Here is an 18,285-nt window from a genome sequence, read left to right on the forward strand (position 1 = left end):
TAATTGGAGTATGAACGATGAAGAACACTATTCTTATCTGTGGATATGGCCCAGGTATCTCCCATGCAGTCGCTCGCCGTTTTGGCAAAGCTGGCCATCCCGTTGCCCTGGTAGCACGCAATGCCCAGCGTCTTGCTGAGGCAGTAACAGCATTAACCGCCGAAGGTATCCAGGTTCAAGCTTTTCCAGCCGATCTGAGTGATGCTAAAGCGATTCAACGCACCGTCGCAGACGCACGTGAAATACTGGGCCCTATAGGTATCTTGCATTGGAACGCCTTTCTTGATGTTGAAGGTGACCTGCTATCCATGCCCCCTTCGGATCTCAGCAAAAGTTTCGATCTCCGCGTGGTTGGCTACATTACTGCCGTGCAGGAAAGCCTGAACGACCTTGCAGCCTCTAAAGGCAGCGTATTGGCTACCAGCGGCGTCATGGCGCTTGATGACCCACAAATCAACGCATTCGCCACCGATTATGCGGCACTTGCCATCGGTGTAACGGCTCAACGCAAAGCGACCCAGATTTTGGCGCATAGCCTCGCGCCACGTGACATTCATGTCGGTGAGGTGATCGTCAACGGTTTCGTTGAAGGAACACCGGGGGGCAACGGAAAAAGCAACACGGTCGCACCGGCAGACATCGCTGAACAATTCTGGGAATTGCACGCTGCACGTCAGGAACATTCCATCATCGTTGGGGGAGCCGTGCCGATATCAAAAACAAGGTTCTATAGCTGAATACACGCGAGTCACCGGGCTAGTGGGGCTGGCACTGACCACGGCCCGTTTTGCGAGTAATACATCATTTGGCTTACCCACGAGGAAATCATGAACTCCATCCGTTCTTCGCTCTTTTCAGGCCTGAGCACCTGGCGGAACTCCTGCTGTTTGGCCCTGGTACTCCGTATCAGTATTGGGCTTACCGTTGCTCTACCTGCTTTCGCGCCGCTGGCTGCCTCTAGTGCGGTGGGATCGAACCCGATCAACATCCCTGATACTCATCATCAAACCAGTCAGCGTTCGATCACTCTGGATGGGCAGCCTGCCACTCTCAGCCGTTACGAGCGGCGCGATGGGCGCAATGCCTTTTTGGAAGGTGAACATTTTAGTACCCTGATCGCCCCCGATGGCACACTAAAAGGCTTTGCCAACATCTCACTTGATCTGGTAGGGAAACCTTTACCCTCACGCGATCGCTCTGAGCAGATTGCGGCAGAATTCCTGCGCAAGGCGGCACCCGACCTGCTGGTCAGCGTTAAGGGCGCTTCTGTCGCTCCTCATAATGAACCCATCCGCATATCACGTGCGGGCCATAACGAAACCGTCCAGCTCACCGGTATAAAATTCAAGGCACGTAATCTGGCTGATGGGCGTTGGTTCTGGGTTATCGTTGGTAGTAATGAGCAACCCATGCTGTTCGAACGAGACCTGCAATGGGCGACCCTGCTCGCTCGCCGCAAAACGGAACAATGGTTGCATGACAGATGGATAAAAGTACAAGATGCCAAACAGACCGATAAACCAAACCGCTGGAGCCTGCCATGGACTCATTAACCCAGATCGTTCTTGGCAGCAGCGTTGCCGCACTTGTCGTCCCTCCGCGTCATCGGCGCCTCGCAATGCTGGCTGGCGGAGTACTGGGTACTTTGCCCGATCTGGATGTGCTCTGGTTTAAATTATTCCGCAGTGATGTTGTTACAGAAGTGACTTGGCACCGTGGCCCATCACATTCACTTTTGGTGTTAACAGCGTTGGGATGGTTACTGTGGTTATTGTTCAAGTCGCGCAGTTATCTGGTGCAGGAATCCCCGTTGCGCTGGCTGTTGGCGATCTGGTTAGCCTTGGTAACGCATCCGTTGCTGGATGCCTTTACCGTTTACGGTACACAGATGTTATGGCCCATGCAGACTCCCCCCATCATGTGGGCGACAATCTTTGTCATTGATCCGCTATATACCGTGCCTTTGCTGATAGGGGTTATTGCCGCCTGGCGGCTTGCACCAGGCCAAACCTCACAGCAAACGCATAGTTCATCTCGTGACAGGGCAGCACGTAATTGGTTAGCAGCAGGTTTGTTAGTAAGCTCGCTCTACCTGGCTTGGAGTGTCGCAGCCAAATTATTGGTTGATAGGGCGGCCTCACACAGCCTGGTTGCCTTGAACTTGCAGAATGCACCGCGTTTTTCTACACCGCTTCCGTTCAACACGCTGGCTTGGCGGGTGATTGTGATGGTACCGGATGGCTATTGGCTCGGTGACCGCTCCCTGATCGCAGATCGTGAATTGATGCAGTTTACTTTTCACGCCAGTGACAGCCACGCGCTGGAGCAGTTGGCAGCCGTACCGCAGCTGAAACGCCTGCTGTGGTTCACCCATGGATTTGTTGCCGCCAGCACACAGCGGCATGACGATAAACTTCGGCTGATCCTTACCGATCTACGAATGGGATTAGAACCTGATTATTTTTTCCGCTATGACATTGCTGGCATCGATGAGCATGGCAATTGGGCAGCAGCACCCGAAATTACCCAAATGCCAGAGTCGGGGGATATCGGCAAAACGCTAAGCTGGGTATGGAGACGTATTTATGACAGCAAAGCATCCCATGAGTAACGCCACGTTAGGCCTGCATTTCCTGTAAGCTGATGCCATATTTGCAGCACCAGCGTACAGCTTAGAGATAACAACTCCCTGATAATGCCAGCCTCCGCGTGCTCTTTCTTTAGAAAAAGCCCGGCATCGGTCTACCATCACCAAATTTTTGCAGCGGTACCGCCGCATGCTGGCATTCACCAATAAATTTATTGCTACCCTGCTGGTTTCCCCCGATTAACGCTGCCAACCTGATTCGCTAATCGGGGTGCAAGATTATTTAAACCAGCCAAATACCGTGTTGACCAGCAGTGATGAAATGGTGAAGTCTGGATCGGCGAAAGTGACGCCGTTGGCACCGAGATCGGCAAACAGATGTAACGTCAGCGCCGGGAAAACACACAGCAACAAACCGTTAATCATACTGGCGATGATCGCCCCACGGAACCCGCCGGTCGCATTGCCAAAAATCGCTGCTGCGCCACCGGTAATGAAACTGGCCATAATGCCTGGCACAATAATCGGCAGGCCGATGAACGGGAAAATCAGGATACAGACCAACTCCACCAGGAAACTGACCAGAAAACCAATCAACGTTGCATTAGGCGCTTTGGTAAACAGCACCATAACATCAACGGCAGGGATCGCCCCAGGAGCAAAAACTTTGGCAAAGCCCTTAAACGCAGGCACGATTTCGGCGGTGAACAGGTTAACACCGGCTTTGGCCAAATACAGGCCACAAGCGAAAATGGCAGATTGTTCCAGCACAAAGATCACTACGTTTTTATCTGCTACCCCAGCACCATACACCATGGTCATTGCCTCTTTGACCTGCGGCTGGGTAGCAAAGATGCTGGAAATGATCAGCAATATTAACATTGTCAGCAATGTGGCAACATTGGGCTCCCTGATAAAGTCAAATTTATTGCTGATAACCACATGCTCAGTATCATGTTTCTTATTACCAAGCCATTTCCCCATATAAGAGCCAATAATATAAGAGGAGATCGCGGCATGAGAAATAGAATAGTCATTAGAACCAATAATATCGCGGCTGAACCTACTCAAAATATAAGGCGATACTGCCATATAAAAACCAATAAATATCGATGAAATGGTGATGATTGCAACATTGCTGTAACCTAGCTGAGCCAGTACCGCCGTTAAAGCAAAGGCCATAAATAGCACTAAGTGGAGCGAGAGATAAATATTTTTAAATCGAGTAAAGCGTGCCAGAAAAATATTCAGCAACATAGAAAACAGCAGAATCAGTGCCGCTGTAGCGCCCAGTTGGTCGATAGTTGCTGCCATGATAGCTTCGTTGCTCGGCACCACACCAACAATATTAAATGCGTGAGAAAACAAAGAGCTGAATGCGGTTAGCACTTTCATTAAAATGCCGCCGCCCACTTTGATCATGGTAAAACCGATGAAGGATAATAAGGTCCCTGTGATAAGCCTTGATAATGATGCCCGCTGAAAAAGTAATCCTAAAAAAGCCACTATGGCAATTATTACCGATGGTGTTTTTACTAAACTTAGCAATATTTCCACGATTCCCCTCTTTATTTTAACATGCCTTATTTGTGAAAGTTTCGTTGCAGAACACACAATGGATTTCAAGTTACAACTTCGTGGAAAGTCAATTTCCCTGTTAACAATGCTGTAACTTTCAAGGCAAAGAAAGGCAACGGACCTTCGATACGCACAGTAATAGCACGTGTTAATTTTTTACCGCTGACAATCGTCTCACTCAAGCAATTAATAAAAATGAAACATTGTTTTATTTTTATAAACCAACGTTTCATTCTATCTTTTCCATACAATAATCAATAGAACAATAATGAATAAAGATAGATTTAAAGTGAATAAATAACTATTTAACCGGTGCAAACGGGCTAAACACCAGAAACGAAGTCACGCTGGAGGGAAACAGAAAAGAATGGCTGCCTATCCACTTCAGTACCCAACCGCAGTTTGCGCACAGAGCCAGTCACTTTGCGGCGGGAACGTTCAAAACAGCGCAGAGATCGCCCTCTGCCTGATTCTTATTGCAGGATGCCATTTACCCCAAACCAAGGGTGAGGGTTATTTGAACATGGTATAGTTCAGTTGACTACCACTGATCATATTGAATGACTCGACCCGATTGCGGCCCTGAGACTTGGCACGATACAGCGCGATATCCGCCATACTCATCAGCTGTTCAAGGGATTTCTCCTCATTCATCGCCAGGCTGGCAACCCCAATACTGATGGTAATCCGCAACGGTTCCTTACCATTCGGGTTCAGATCGGCGTTTTCAATCCGTCGGCGCAGATATTCCCCCAATGCCATCGCCTGTGCAGCCAGTGCACGCGGCATCATAATGGCAAACTCCTCACCACCAAGACGACCGAACAGCTGATCATGGCGCAGTTCACGCCGCATGATGTGAGAAAATGCCGACAAGACATGATCGCCGATCACATGGCCGTGTGTATCATTAATCAGCTTGAAGTGGTCAATATCAATCAACAACAGTGATACTGCCTCTTTCGCTTGATACTTGTGTTCCAGCAATTCTTTGGCTTTACGCGTCAAAGCGCTACGGCCCAGTGCACCAGTAAGAAAATCATAGTTGGCACTGTGCTCCAGCCTGCGCAGCAGCTTACGATTTACCACCAGCGAACTGGATAAGATCAGCGGCCCCATCACCAGCATGGCAATCCCCAATCGTGCCGACATCAGCGTATCAATCACCGTAACGTGCGGCCCCGATGTTTCATACAGCATCAGATTGGCAGAAATACTGATGATCTCCGTTAACCCAGTGAGTAACGTCAGCAAAGTGACGGTAAATAACTGATAACGCACGGCACACCACAACAAGGCTGGAATGGGGAATGCTATCGCTCCTGGCCCGCCGATATACACACTGAATGCCAACGAGCACAACAGAGCCAACAACGGCATACCGGTGCGCCACTGCCAGTTTATTTGAAGGCGCAGTAACTGTTTCAAACGTGGAGCAGCCAGAATCACGGGCAAGATCAGCAAATTAGTGGAGAATTGTTCACTGAACCACGACACCCAGGTAACCATTGCGGTGTTGTTATATAAGTTGTCATTACGCAGCGCCGACAGCGTGGCGGCTACCGCTGCCCCAAGTAAACACGCAGTGAACATGTATAAAATCGCCTGCGGTTTCCCCATCCGGCGCTGAGACTGTGGTAACAGCAACATCACGCTGTAGCCAGTGGCAATCAGCGCCATATTGCAAATATTGAGCCACAGCGCTAATACCCAACCTTCTCCCGTCGTCAGGTCGGCCGCAATCATGCCAAGATACATGGCGCTCCATCCCACTGGGGTGGCGTAGCCGGGTTTGCGCAGCATTAACCCAAGCAGGATGGCGTTCACAGGCCAGAATAGCGAAAATGCGCCGATAGGACGCGTAAAAATACCCACCCAAGAAAGCAGGCAGGCGAGCATAAAAAGATTAATCAGTTGGATCGTGGCTGGCAGGCGATGGTTCGCATGTAACCCAATGCTCATAACCCGCTCCAGGCTTTCAAAGCAACCATACATATAGTGTGCATATTATTTTCCCGGAAAAATGAGAATTAAAAAACGTTCTCATCTAAAAAAATGAATCAATTTAAAAACTGTACTGCTTAATTTACTATTTAAATTAGAGTATTACGTTTATCGGGTTAAATTTATAACCCCATACATCTCATAAAAGCATAGCTTAAAATGTTACAAGGCTAAAAATAACTGACACGAATGAAACCAAAAAAACACAACGCATTTGCTAAGATTTTTCTTGTTTTTGGTTATTTTCCTGCAACTTCAGCAAAAGAGCAACGAAAAAAGCCTGGCGGAGATGGTTAATAGGAAATAAGCAGCACAGGCCATCCATGTTATGCTTTCAACTCCCTTTCCATCGGCGTGCGCAAAACCGCTTGGTATGCCCATCGTTCACCCCAACCAACAACCAGACGTGATCGATAGGGAGTTGGGGAAAAAAAAATCCCGCACCAGGCGGGATAAACGTCAACAAGGATGGTAATACACTACAGGAAGTCAGTCACACAACATCATAGGGCCATTACAAGGTAACAGAGGGAATGTATAGAATTGTCATACGAAAGTAAGTGTAATGAGACAGATGTAACTTGTGATGGAAAAACCAGACAAAATATTCTTCTTTCATCGGGCAACCTGCCTGATGAACACTAAGATGACGGCGTACAACAAAACGATTAATCACTACGAACCTAAGCAAAATAACCGGCCGAGTCCCTCAATTACCCAGAGTCCCATCGCCAGCCTACCGTTCACTCCTTACTCGCCCCACGCGCCATTGCGGACACAACCTGCAACAATGCCTTGAAAAATGCTGGAATAACTTCAATATACGTTATGTTGTCTGCCATTTCGGTAGGTCTAGCAAAAGGAAACGAATATGTTAGAGAATTATTTTGGCTCCGGGCTCACACCAACAGAAGAGCAAAAACGCAGATTACTGGCCGTGCAAGCGGCATTGGAGCTTTTGAAGGCAACGTTGTCTGATACCAATGATGGCAACGGTGTTGAATATCAATTAAAAACGGCAGAAAAATACATTGGTTCTCTTGCAGATGCCATTCAGGTTGCTGTAGAGAAGAAATAACTCTACGAGCCAGCTACTCGCACAATGTTGAAACCAGCATTGTGCGCTTTTTCAGTAATCAGTATGAAAATCTCGCCCATAGGATTTTTTAGCTGATGATATTCTAGTGATTTGCAGCCCGGATGGGCTCGGTGTTTTTATCGAGCGCCAAGCGATTAATATTCATTTTTTCAATTTCCGTAATAAAACTAACACTTTTGGCGAAGGCAGATTGATAGCCTAAAACAGCGAACAAATAGACGGGAAGTATTCTTACTTTCATAGATAACCCTTTATTTAAAATATCCGAGGATTACTATTCCAGCCCATCGCAGTTAACCTACTCTTTAGGGATACCAAGGTGAGCATTCGGGTAGAAGTCAATCTCCGACTTGCGCCCTTTACCGATCCATTACGCCAGCGGTACAAAATTGCCCTGGTTATACAGACAACTTTTTGTACATTGCCTGATATGCCACTTCCTACGGTGAAGATAGCATCATCGTTGGCGCGTTTGCTACCTCATTCCTTGGCAGGAAGTACGCGTAGGTGTAGCAGAATCAGCTAGTTAGTAAATACTCCATCCTTCCTCCACCTCATGCAACGCTTGTCTCTTAAAATAGAGTGGTTGGCTCAAAAAATTATCAATAGCAGTGTATTTTCGCTTCTTGATTTTACTATGTGTTTATCATCACATATTCCCCATGGGAATTTTCAATTCCCATTCACAACCGCTTTCTCCTTCGTATAGGGTGAATCATTATTAAGCAGTAATAGTGTTAATTTTTTTCTAACAGTTTATTTCAGGCAAACATAATAATAAACACTGTTAATGAGTAATAACCTATTCATTATCACTTCTGCATGAAGCCAACGCTGATGCTTAGGTTATAAATTATCTTCACTCAATCAAGGTTAAAAACAATGAACAACAAACTCAGTTTATTCGTGGTTTTAGCTTTAAGTGCCAGCAGTTGCCAAGCGGCGGCCTTGCCGAAAGAGAGCGGTAGTTTCAGCTTCACCGTGCCACAAACCAGCAAGCAGATGGAGGTTTTCAGTTACCAACCAACCGGAGCTGATGCCAATTCCCCCGTGGTTTTCGTGCTCACTGGCCTGAACCGTAATGCCGCTGAGTATCGCAACTCTTGGATAGAAAATGCCGAAAAAAACAAACTGATCGTTATCGCACCGCTGTTCTCCGAAGCTGACTATCCCGGTAATGATGGCTACAACTTGGGTAATATAGAAAATCCCCAAACGCATCAGCTGAATCCTAAAGGCCAATGGGCATTCACCGTGATTGACGAGCTGTTTACCGAGATGCAGAAACAGGGGATCACTCAGCAGAAGAACTATTATTTATTCGGTAACAGCGCCGGATGCCAGTTTGTACACCGCATGCTAACCTTTGTTCCAGAGGCCAAGGTTAAAGCCGCCATTTGTGCCGCAGCCGGATGGTGGACCATGCCCGATGTCGAAAACCGCTGGCCGTATGGTTTAGATCAGGCTCCTGTGTCAGTATCACAAAAGCAGTTAGCAGACTATTTTGCCAAACCGGTACTGATTACCGTGGGTGCTAAAGACAATGACCCTTACCACCCTTTGCTGCGCCGCTCTTATGAAGCGATGGCACAGGGGGATAGCCGGTTAACGCGTGCCGAGAGCTATTTCCTCACCGCACAGCAAAAAGCCAAGCGCTACAAAGTTGAGTTTAACTGGCGCTTTAGCATATTGCCTGATGTCGGGCATGATGGTGCCAAAATGTCTGCGTATGGTGCTGAGCAGTTTGCCTGGTTTGAGCAACATGGCGAATTCAAGCTCCGGCCTTAACCAGCAATCTCAGGGGAATGAGAGATGACACACATTTCTGACAAGGGAATTTTTGATTCCCCTTTTCTCTCCCCTGAGTTTGGCTATTAATGAATAAAGCGTTTACTGAAGGGGAAAAACATGAACAGGGCTGATTTCTCTCAACGTATCGCTGGCCTGAGTAATCTTACCGATACAGACAGACGTATCATTGATTATTTTAACAAGCATTTCGAGTCAATACCGTACAGCAAAGTGATTGATATCTGTAATGAAGTTGATATCGCCAAGTCAACGCTGGGCCGTTTTATGATGAAAATTGGCTTCAATGGCTTTCGTGATTTCAAGGAATCGACTATTGAAACCGATCTTCGTAAGAATATTTCACCAATAGAGCGCTTTGACAAAAAGAAAAATGTAAAGAATGGCATTGAATATATTGAGAAACACTGTAGTGAAATCACCAACAACATTAATAATACCCTGAAAAACATTAACCAAAAGGATCTGGAAAAAACTATCTCGCTGATTTGCGATCCAGAAAAGCGGCTTTATGTTATCGGCAGCGCAACGGCGCATGCTTTAGCAGAATATTTTTATCTGCTCGGCAGATACATTAAGAAAGACATTGTGTTACTCGATGCCAATATTGCCAACTTGCCCCATAAATTAATCGACTCGCGAAAAGGCGATGTGCTGCTTGCTATCTCCTATTACCGGTTCTCCAGCGTGACCACCAGGCTGATAAAATGGTTTTATCAAAACCGCGGGGACACCATCGTGATTACCGATAATGCAGTCAACCCCTTCAGTCACTTTGCCAGCGCATTGTTGTTGATGGAAAGCCAGCACAGTGGGTTGTTCAGCAGCCGCAGTGCCGGATTCGTGCTGATTGAAGCCTTGGTGAATTATATGGGAGAAGTTACTGATAAAGAATTAGGTGATAACTTTCATGTTATGGAGTCTTTGTTCGAAGCATTTAATGTATTTAGTAAATAACGTCTGCATTTACTATTAATTTCAAACGACATGCAGATTAAACAGACTTATTTATTATAACTAATTCTACACCCAGGCCAGTAACAAACTTGTTTTTATATAAACTAAACTTAAGAAAACAATTAACATCTGATCTTTATACTCTACATAATTTGAGCTGTAGGAGAGCGAGGATATCGTGCACCCCACGGATCGCTCAAGTAACAAAGCCAACGTACAGATAACTTAAAGTATGCCGAATACATTCTATTTACAGAGGTTTTAATTATGAACAGTGAAAACAGAGAAATTCCTGTTTGCCCTGAACAACAAATTATCAATACACCACAAGGGAATTTATCATTCCGCACCCAAGGTACGGGTGAGACCATTATCTTTTTGCACGGTATTTTGGGCAGTTCTAAAGCCTGGGCACTCCAATTTGCCGCACTGTCACCGGCTTATCGTATCGTCGCCTGGGATGCGCCAGGCTATGCAGATTCCGCGCTGGTTGCCGCCGATATTGCGGCGTATGAACAAATGTTGCATGACCTGATTCAGCACGTTGGCGACAACAAAGTGTCCCTGGTTGGGCACTCAATGGGGGGAACCATTGCCAGCCGCTACGCTGCCCGGCACCCTGAAAAAATCAAGAATCTGGTCTTGTCCTGTACGCATCCAGGTTACGGCGCGCCGGAAACCGCCCCTATCTCAGAAAAACTGGAAATGCGGCTCAAGGAACTGGCTGAAATCGGCCGCGAAGCCTATGGCAGAAACCGGGCTCGTGACTTATTGCCGTTCCCAGATGTGCCAACAACGGTGTTGAATTATGCCGCAGAAATTGCAGCTGAAACCAATCTGGAAGGGCTAAGACGCGCCACCCGTATGCTGCAACTGGCGGATAACCGCCCGCTGCTACCGCAAATTAAAGCCCCAACCTTGATATTAACCGGTGAAAAAGATGCTGTCGTACAGCCCAAATTAAAAGCCGAACTGTTGGCTCTGGTCCCTTATACCCAGCATATTGAAATGCCCGGTCTGGGCCATGCGCCTTATTTTCAGGCACCAGAATATTACAACGCGCTATTGCGCGAATTTATCGCCAATCACTGAATAATAAGAACCTCCCCAGCAGGCGTAATTGGCGCAGCCAGTTTGGACAAAGACAGCGCGCAGAAACCGGAGCGTACACAGTACGTGAGGCTTTTCAAGCACTGCCCAGGGCCAAAATGGTAAGTGGAATAGCTCTAATGGGATAGGATCGAAGGGGGTATAATGACTGGATTTATCATAGGCATCATCATTACCGTGCTCGCCGCCTGGTTTATTATCAAAAACTATCAACCACAGGCGATATTACTGTTAGCCGGGCTGAGTTTATTGCTGATTACGGCAATTTTCTTCCCTGAACAATCCATATTGTATGGCAAAGCAAAATCTATCGGCTGGGTGGGTGCGGATATCTTTGCGTTTGTAAAAGAATCCTTAACCACCCAGGTCGCAGGCATCGGTTTGATCATTATGGCCGCAGGTGGGTTTGCCGATTATATGGATCACATCAAAGCCTCAAACTCCATGGTTAACCTGTGCATCAAGCCATTACAAATGATCAAGGCTCCTTATCTTATTCTGGCGATAGGGTACATCCTGTCTCAGATGCTGCACGTTGCCATCTCTAGTGCCGCAGGTTTGGCAATGCTGTTATTGGTGACCTTCTTCCCTGTGCTGGTGCGGCTCGGTGTCAGTAAAGCCGCCGCCGCGTCAATGATTGGTATGTCTGCCTTTATGGATCTCGGCCCGGCTGTCGGCACCGCCAACCTGGCAGCAAAACACGCAGGCATGGAAACAGCCATCTACTTTGCCCATTATCAACTGCCGGTTGCCACTGGGGTTATGCTGATTGTCGCCGTCCTGATCTTTTTCACCGCTCGCTATTTTGATGCTAAAGATGGGCATGTGGTCGCCCAGCAACAGCCTCAGTTACAGGCGAGTGAAAATACGGATAAAGTACCGGCTTTCTACGCTTTCCTGCCCGTTTTCCCGGTTATTCTGGTGATTGTCTTCAGCCCGCTGATTGTCAGCAGTATCAAGATCGATGTGGTTACCGCGATGGTTATCGGTACTTTACTGGCATTTTTCTGCGAGTTGCTGGTAAGACGGGATTTTAAAGCCGCTTGCAAAGGCATTCAGGTGTTTTTCAAAGGGATGGGTACAATGTTTACCAGCATCGTCTCCCTGCTGGTGTGTGCGGATGTTTTCGCACAAGGGCTGCAAATCATTGGTGCCGTAGACTTCATCATCCATACCGTTCAGGCCGCCGGTTTTGGCTTCGGCAATATGACCGTCGTGATGGCTCTGCTGGTCTGCGTCACTGCGGCTATAACCGGCTCTGGCGTCGCCGCTTTCTTCTCGTTTTCCGGCCTGGCACCGGGCATTGCGGCCAAGTTTGGCGAAAACGCAGTCAGCATGATTCTGCCAATGCAACTGATGGCTGGCATGGGAAGATCGATTTCCCCCGTTGCTGGCGTGATTATTGCGGTCAGTAAAGCCGGTGAATGTTCACCATTTATGATCGTACGCCGCACGTTGATTCCGGCAGCGGGCGGGATGATCGCCATGCTGGTACTGAATGGCATCCTGAATTAACGCAGGAACAGATTCCATGCCCACAGGGCTGCGGTGCCACCCACCGCAGCCACTCCAGCAAAACACAATCCAGCTTAACGCGATGACGAACAGGTCACATAGGTTCTACCATCTAATGGGAAGCTGAATAAACTGCCATTCCCCAGATAGACATAATGCCGAGCATTGCCACCGCTGACGAACTCCCCTACCCAATAGTTACCGGCGAACCAACCGTTAGTAGAGAAGCGGTTCATGCTGCCCCATTCATTCCACAATCGGCCATTGGCATCCCGGTTGGCCCCCGTCTCGATAGCCGGGGTGCGATCGGTCATCTGGCTATAGCCGGGTATTGCGTAACCACTACCTTGGGAAGAGCACCATGCCTCTGCTTCGCTGTACCCCATAATGGCAAAGCCATTATTTCTGAACCATCGGTTGACGGTAAATTGGTAGCTCAACGTTGAACCATTACCCTGATGTTCAGCCGTGATCGTCACCCGATTATTGGCCGAGGTAGGTTCCTGACTAAAACGCACGTTGCCACTGCTGTCCACGCTGGCCCAGCTCTGATCGCTACTCCAGTGATAGGCACTGTTTCCCGCCGGATCTTCTCCCACCACTAGCTGAAACTCCGCGCCAAGAAATCCGGTTCTAGGGAAACCATCAGTAGTCGCGAAAGAGGCGCCGTTGGCTAAAATATGCGTCATCTGTACTTCTTCAAAAAACTCAACGCTGACGGTAGCGGAAACCCCATTACTGGTCGTGGCCGTTACCTCACTGCTGACGGCTGAGCCGCTGGTCAGCGATATTTTCACTTCACCATTGCTGTCCGTTTGCCCACTGGTTGCCAGCAGCGTGACGCCGTTTGTCGCAGTGAAATTAACCGTTTCGCCTACCACGCTATTACCATGGCTATCCTCCACCCAGACCAACACATTGTTGTCATCAATGCCATTAGCCAACGCGTTGTTTTGGGTCACTTCCGCCTGCACAACATCGGCAGGGCCAGCAACAAATAGCGTATCTATGGACTGAGAGTCATCATCAATACTGGCCGTGACGTGGGTAACACCGGCAACAACATTGGTGACATAAGCCGTTGCCACACCGTCTATCCCGCTTAGCGCACTCACTGAGACTCCACCCTGGTTATCAGCGTCAAACAGCACGGTAGCCCCCACGGCGGGTGTCCCATCCAGATATTGCACAGTGGCACGCACGGTATTCACAGCTTGCCCATTGGCAATGGCGCCCGATGGCGACTCAACCCACACCAGGCTCGCGATCGTTCGCTGCCACTTGATATTGATAGGATTGGCTAACTGCACCGGTAACCCTTCGCTGGGTACAGTGAGGCTGGGATCGGTCTGTGGGATCACCGTTACATTCAGCTCACTGCCAACCAGAATATCGCTGAGACTCAGCGTGTGGCTTGGGCCGATCGCCCCGTTAATCGCAGCACCATCCAGCGTCCATTGGTAGGTCGTGCCTGATTCTGCATCACCATCCGCATCATTGAAGGCCGATGTTATCGTAATAACATCACCCACTTTCGGCTGTGTATTGTTTACAGAAAGGGTCGACGTTGGCGCTCGCCCATGAACAGGCGTCGTGGATTGCTGGACAGCCTGCACCGCCTGGCTCGTGATGACGATCAGAACCAGTAATATCCCGCATAAAAAATCCTTAACGATATGATAACGGTGCAGCATCCAGCGTATCCATCATACTCATGGGTTGAATTATTGGCCCAAGCCAGCGTCAACCTCACGCCAGCCCGGGCTGACTCTTCATTACGGAGTCGCAGTGTTGCCAACAACCACCTGAATTCTCAGTCTCTGGTCTGTCCGCACTGGAGTATAGGTACTGCTGGTTGCCCCGCTGATATCGCTGAAGGTATTGGTGCCTACGCCAGTTTCAATCTGCCACTGGTAGGTCACACCAATACAGGTGCCGCCCGCACAGGTTGCGGTTGCGGTCAGAGCTGTATCAACTTGTGGATAGCCACCAACTTCACCGGTCACCGCTACGCTAGTGACGATGCCCCCTGCAATTACCGTCAAGGTATTAGAAGCAACGGCTAAACCCTCGGCTGGATCGGTAATGGTCGGATCGGTATGCGGAGTCACAACCACCGTAATGGCTTTGCCTAAGTCACCCGCAACAATGGTGTAGGTATTGCCAGTCGCGCCGGGAATATCGGCTCCATCGGCCTGCCATTGATAGGTTTCCGGTATCGCCGTATCGCCATCCGCATCGCTGAATGCCCCTGGGGTGCTGATGCTTAACGTATCTCCGACATCGATTAAACCATTACCACTGGCATTATCAGACACAATGGTACTTTGTGTTATGACCGGTGCGCGGCCTCTTACTGTCGTGGTCGGGCTGGACGTCACAGCCGCCCATGCAGATCCGACGATCAGGGTGCTTAACAACATCCCCGATAATAGAGAACCCAGCTGATTCTTCATTGTTTCTTTCCTCTCTGTACTCAAAATCAATGTTTGCATCACCTTCCAGGCCCGCCCGGAACGATGATTTATACCCCAATAATTCGAGTTACAGGAAAGCCTACGCAGATGTAACTTGAAGTATGACAGGTATACCCGTATTAATGCGAAACCACTCTAATCGCCCGTCTCTGTAAATCTCCTGTCACCGTTAACGTTTCTGAGGTAGCACCTGGAATAGCGATGAACACCCCTGACCCCACAGAAGACTCAGCTTCCCACTGATAATTCACTGGCACACCATTGCACAAAGCAATTGAACACATCGCAACGGCCGCCAGGGTATCCCCAACAATGGGGTGTTCTGTTAATTCAGCACCGTTACGGTAGATCAACAGTGCCACCGGTGTTTCCGCCACAAAATAGGTATCGATATGTTCCTGGTGTTCACCGACGGTGGCCGTCACCGTAGTCACTCCGGTGTGGATGTTGCCCAGCGTTACCGTCGCTAACCCTTCATGGTCAGTCACCTCTGATGAGGTCACCAGCGCTGCACTATTACCCACCTCAAACTCTACCGCCACATCCTCAAGCGGATTGCCATGCCTATCAGTCACTCTCGCTTTAACTTTATTAATATCAACACCATTAGCGAGGGCATCATCAACCAGCACCGTCAGTGCAACCTCCGCCGTGTCGTGATCGGCGACAAGTACCACATTCTGTGATTTCCCTTCCACCGCCACCCCATTCACCATAGGAACCACCGCCACGGTGCCTGCCGCAACGCCGCTCAGCTTAGCGCTATATACCCCGTTATTTTCCGTAACTTCGCTCAAAGCCACCTCAGGATGATCGGTGACGCCAAACGTCACGGTTAATCCTTTAATCGGGCGGTGATGAATATCTTGGGCAGTAAAACTCAGGGTGCTGGTCTGCACACCATCAGCAACGATCTCAGCAGGTTCCACGCTGAAAAGAGAATTCTCTGGGCTCAATACCTGAGTACTCTCAGTTAAAATAACTTTAGCTGATGCCAGAGAGATATCATTAATAACCGGGGTAATAATGGCTTCCCCCTGGGCAAATCCTGCGGTCAATGTATACGTATAAACACCCGGCGCAGACTCGGTAACAGCGCTCAATAATGGGTGGCTTGATGGCTGGGTTGCCGTTGCATCTGGCGTAAAATGTACATCCAACGTCAGTTGATCCCCTTGCCCACGCACCGGCTGATTATTCACGTCTCTTAAAGAAAGAGTAAGCAGGCTGGCGGCGACGCCATCCGCCGGTATCTCTGCCGGAGAGGCCTCCAGGGTGGAATTGAGGTGACCGATACTCTGCTGCGTCACAATGATCCGGGTGGTGCTCCGGTTGGAAGCATTACCCTGGCTATCGTAAGCCACAGCCCCCAACGTATAGACATTGCTCCCCTCATGGTAGGGCGGCAGTTTTATTGAGATACTTTGCGCAGAGGTTTGTACCACCATGCCCCCCGCAGCCACTAACGAGGCGGTATCCCAATCAATGCGTTCAAGCCCGTATTTAGCCGTGACCTGTGCATCAATTTTGATTATTTCAAACGCACTCCCGGTCAGTTGATCCGGCAATGCCAGCTGGATCAACGCCTGTTTCTGATAATCCAAAACAATATTATTATTACGTTCCACCAAATCATAACGGCTGCCCGCCAGGGTGCGGCTCGCGGCCACTGCCGCCGGATCAATCTGTGACTCCCACGGCTCCCCAAAACGATAATTCATCTGAACATTGAGGTTGGTGTCATTTTGGCCGCCTTTGCCGGCCCGATAATCCAGCCCAATGGTGACCAATGGAATTGGCGTGTAACTGACTCCTGCCGTGACCGCATAAGGATTCTTTTGCCTGTCATCCTTACCAAACAACGCAACTTCATCACCCCAATACTGTTCATACATCAATTTGCCACCTAACTGAGGGTAAGCAGGCAAATAGGCTTCCATACGAAGGTCATATCCATTGGCGGGGCGTTCATTGTAATCAGCAAAGTCACGGGACTGATGCCAACCCGTCAGGCCCAGATAGCTGTTGGCCGATAGTTTCAGGTAATCCGTCCAGGCTTCCAGCCCAAAACCAACCCGGTTATTCTTCCCCGTCAGATCGCGATCAAAAAAAGCATTGGCGCCGTACAGCCAGTTGCCCTGTATTTTCCGTGCACCCACACCAAGATTGACGGTATTGCGGCTATCTCTATTACGTAACCCAAACTGGCTGAATAACAGCGATTCCTGATCATCATAGAGCGGCACCAACAGATCGACCGAGCTCCCCTCCAGGTTGAACTTATCGTTAACATTCAGTTGGACTCGTGCAGTACCAAATTGGCTCAGCCAATGCTGCACTGAGTCGTTGGCTTCAGTGACCACCAGAGAGCGCGCCATATTGGCGGCAGCCTGGGAAGTATTATCGTCGGCCAGAACCGTGGCCCCTTTTAACAAATTATGAGCCAGTCTTTCTTTATAGGAGGAAGAAGGTGGAGGTTGTTCGTTCTCTGCCCGGTTGGCTTGCAAAGGTAATGATGTTGTACGCGGAATATCAATTTCATCACCACCGCCTAACTGAGAGAATGGTTTTGAAAATGAACGGAACTGGTTGATTTTTTTTAGCTCATCCACTGTAAGATGATACTTTTTCGCCACAAGAGATACCGTTTCCCCCGCCGCCAAGGTATATGGCACCGTGTCGTACACTGCCTGAGACGAAGAAGAAAGCATTTTTGCTATTGCTGGCTCAAAGGATAGACTCAACGGTAATAACAGTTGAAAGGCTATATTTATCCACACAACAATAGGTTTGAACGTCACGCAGGAAAACTCCTTCTGGATATCAGTTAGAGTAGACTTGCTTTATTTTTTTCTCAAACCGGCGAGGAGGAGCATTCTATCAAGACGTTTATTTTCCTTTTAAAATCAATATAATTTATATATTAATACCGTAATATTCTATTAGAAAGGTGCACTGATTCCTGTTGCAAAAACCAGCCAACGATTTCGCCTCAAACATTCCGGTATAAATACATTCAATCGAGCTGTACTATTACCCCCTAACTCTATCGGGATACTTCACCTTCTGCCGCCATCCCCCCATCTTCCATAGCACAAAAATTCTACTTTTCTCATTTTTTAGGCTGAAATCGCTTCATTCTATTTATG

At 48.5% G+C, this 18,285-nt stretch carries 15 protein-coding genes; 8 read left to right on the forward strand and 7 right to left on the reverse strand.

What is annotated here, in order from left to right:
• Nucleotides 1-17: 17 nt before the first annotated feature.
• From Z042_RS21175 to Z042_RS21185, 3 genes are all read left to right on the forward strand, one after another.
• Entirely contained in the window at nucleotides 18-737 is a 720-nt protein-coding gene (locus Z042_RS21175; RefSeq protein ID WP_024911472.1) for an SDR family NAD(P)-dependent oxidoreductase, read from the forward strand.
• 150 nt (nucleotides 738-887) lie between these two features.
• Complete coding sequence (locus tag Z042_RS26400; RefSeq protein WP_202901314.1) at nucleotides 888-1,553, forward strand: hypothetical protein; 666 nt, start codon at nucleotides 888-890, stop codon at nucleotides 1,551-1,553.
• Entirely contained in the window at nucleotides 1,541-2,611 is a 1,071-nt protein-coding gene (locus Z042_RS21185) for a metal-dependent hydrolase (protein ID WP_024911470.1), read from the forward strand. The genes Z042_RS26400 and Z042_RS21185 overlap by 13 nt, the downstream gene beginning before the upstream one ends.
• 255 nt (nucleotides 2,612-2,866) lie before the next feature.
• Here Z042_RS21185 and Z042_RS21190 read toward each other — a convergent pair whose 3' ends face one another.
• From Z042_RS21190 to Z042_RS21200, 3 genes are all read right to left on the reverse strand, one after another.
• Nucleotides 2,867-4,201 (reverse strand): PTS ascorbate transporter subunit IIC, encoded by a 1,335-nt coding sequence (locus Z042_RS21190; RefSeq protein WP_236849271.1) that lies wholly within the window; start codon nucleotides 4,199-4,201, stop codon nucleotides 2,867-2,869.
• A gap of 8 nt (nucleotides 4,202-4,209) precedes the next feature.
• Nucleotides 4,210-4,398 (reverse strand): hypothetical protein, encoded by a 189-nt coding sequence (locus Z042_RS21195; RefSeq protein ID WP_024911468.1) that lies wholly within the window; start codon nucleotides 4,396-4,398, stop codon nucleotides 4,210-4,212.
• Between the two features lie 280 nt (nucleotides 4,399-4,678).
• Nucleotides 4,679-6,127 carry a GGDEF domain-containing protein gene (locus tag Z042_RS21200; RefSeq protein ID WP_037406145.1) on the reverse strand — a complete coding sequence of 483 codons (1,449 nt, stop codon included), beginning with the start codon at nucleotides 6,125-6,127 and terminating at the stop codon, nucleotides 4,679-4,681.
• Between the two features lie 913 nt (nucleotides 6,128-7,040).
• Here Z042_RS21200 and Z042_RS21205 point away from each other — a divergent pair.
• Entirely contained in the window at nucleotides 7,041-7,247 is a 207-nt protein-coding gene (locus Z042_RS21205) for a hypothetical protein (RefSeq protein WP_024911466.1), read from the forward strand.
• A gap of 103 nt (nucleotides 7,248-7,350) precedes the next feature.
• On the opposite strand, the gene Z042_RS26170 is transcribed toward Z042_RS21205, so the two are convergent.
• Nucleotides 7,351-7,509, reverse strand: a complete 159-nt coding sequence (locus Z042_RS26170) for a hypothetical protein (protein ID WP_154667009.1) — start codon at nucleotides 7,507-7,509, stop codon at nucleotides 7,351-7,353.
• 641 nt (nucleotides 7,510-8,150) lie between these two features.
• Here Z042_RS26170 and Z042_RS26695 point away from each other — a divergent pair.
• The 4 genes from Z042_RS26695 (at nucleotide 8,151) to dcuC (ending at nucleotide 12,659) form a co-directional block, all read left to right on the forward strand.
• Nucleotides 8,151-9,056, forward strand: coding sequence for a hypothetical protein (locus Z042_RS26695; protein ID WP_024911465.1), 906 nt, complete (start codon nucleotides 8,151-8,153; stop codon nucleotides 9,054-9,056).
• 120 nt (nucleotides 9,057-9,176) lie between these two features.
• Nucleotides 9,177-10,034 (forward strand): MurR/RpiR family transcriptional regulator, encoded by an 858-nt coding sequence (locus tag Z042_RS21215; RefSeq protein WP_024911464.1) that lies wholly within the window; start codon nucleotides 9,177-9,179, stop codon nucleotides 10,032-10,034.
• Nucleotides 10,035-10,301: 267 nt separating this feature from the next.
• Entirely contained in the window at nucleotides 10,302-11,126 is an 825-nt protein-coding gene (locus Z042_RS21220; RefSeq protein WP_037406142.1) for an alpha/beta fold hydrolase, read from the forward strand.
• Nucleotides 11,127-11,288: 162 nt separating this feature from the next.
• Nucleotides 11,289-12,659 (forward strand): C4-dicarboxylate transporter DcuC, encoded by a 1,371-nt coding sequence (gene dcuC, locus Z042_RS21225; protein ID WP_024911463.1) that lies wholly within the window; start codon nucleotides 11,289-11,291, stop codon nucleotides 12,657-12,659.
• A gap of 74 nt (nucleotides 12,660-12,733) precedes the next feature.
• Here dcuC and Z042_RS21230 read toward each other — a convergent pair whose 3' ends face one another.
• The 3 genes from Z042_RS21230 to Z042_RS21240 all read right to left on the reverse strand — a co-directional run bounded on the left by Z042_RS21230 (nucleotide 12,734) and on the right by Z042_RS21240 (nucleotide 17,847).
• Nucleotides 12,734-14,353: an Ig-like domain-containing protein gene (locus Z042_RS21230; protein ID WP_024911462.1), complete on the reverse strand. Its 1,620-nt coding sequence runs from the start codon at nucleotides 14,351-14,353 to the stop codon at nucleotides 12,734-12,736.
• Between the two features lie 81 nt (nucleotides 14,354-14,434).
• Complete coding sequence (locus Z042_RS21235; protein ID WP_024911461.1) at nucleotides 14,435-15,115, reverse strand: ZirU family protein; 681 nt, start codon at nucleotides 15,113-15,115, stop codon at nucleotides 14,435-14,437.
• 140 nt (nucleotides 15,116-15,255) lie between these two features.
• On the reverse strand, nucleotides 15,256-17,847 hold the full coding sequence (locus Z042_RS21240; RefSeq protein WP_024911460.1) for an inverse autotransporter beta-barrel domain-containing protein: 2,592 nt from the start codon (nucleotides 17,845-17,847) through the stop codon (nucleotides 15,256-15,258).
• Nucleotides 17,848-18,285 lie beyond the last annotated feature (438 nt).

The organism is Chania multitudinisentens RB-25, assembly GCF_000520015.2.
GTDB classification, from domain to species: domain Bacteria; phylum Pseudomonadota; class Gammaproteobacteria; order Enterobacterales; family Enterobacteriaceae; genus Chania; species Chania multitudinisentens.

Excerpts from the sequence above, each read along its gene's own strand:
- Z042_RS21175 (WP_024911472.1), top strand. The coding sequence starts at position 18 with ATGAAGAACACTATTCTTATCTGTGGATATGGCCCAGGTATCTCCCAT.
- Z042_RS21185 (WP_024911470.1), top strand. The coding sequence starts at position 1,541 with ATGGACTCATTAACCCAGATCGTTCTTGGCAGCAGCGTTGCCGCACTT.
- Z042_RS21195 (WP_024911468.1), bottom strand. The coding sequence starts at position 4,398 with ATGAAACGTTGGTTTATAAAAATAAAACAATGTTTCATTTTTATTAAT.
- Z042_RS21200 (WP_037406145.1), bottom strand. The coding sequence starts at position 6,127 with ATGAGCATTGGGTTACATGCGAACCATCGCCTGCCAGCCACGATCCAA.
- Z042_RS21205 (WP_024911466.1), top strand. The coding sequence starts at position 7,041 with ATGTTAGAGAATTATTTTGGCTCCGGGCTCACACCAACAGAAGAGCAA.
- Z042_RS26170 (WP_154667009.1), bottom strand. The coding sequence starts at position 7,509 with ATGAAAGTAAGAATACTTCCCGTCTATTTGTTCGCTGTTTTAGGCTAT.
- Z042_RS26695 (WP_024911465.1), top strand. The coding sequence starts at position 8,151 with ATGAACAACAAACTCAGTTTATTCGTGGTTTTAGCTTTAAGTGCCAGC.
- Z042_RS21215 (WP_024911464.1), top strand. The coding sequence starts at position 9,177 with ATGAACAGGGCTGATTTCTCTCAACGTATCGCTGGCCTGAGTAATCTT.
- Z042_RS21220 (WP_037406142.1), top strand. The coding sequence starts at position 10,302 with ATGAACAGTGAAAACAGAGAAATTCCTGTTTGCCCTGAACAACAAATT.
- dcuC (WP_024911463.1), top strand. The coding sequence starts at position 11,289 with ATGACTGGATTTATCATAGGCATCATCATTACCGTGCTCGCCGCCTGG.
- Z042_RS21230 (WP_024911462.1), bottom strand. The coding sequence starts at position 14,353 with ATGCTGCACCGTTATCATATCGTTAAGGATTTTTTATGCGGGATATTA.
- Z042_RS21235 (WP_024911461.1), bottom strand. The coding sequence starts at position 15,115 with ATGAAGAATCAGCTGGGTTCTCTATTATCGGGGATGTTGTTAAGCACC.
- Z042_RS21240 (WP_024911460.1), bottom strand. The coding sequence starts at position 17,847 with ATGCTTTCTTCTTCGTCTCAGGCAGTGTACGACACGGTGCCATATACC.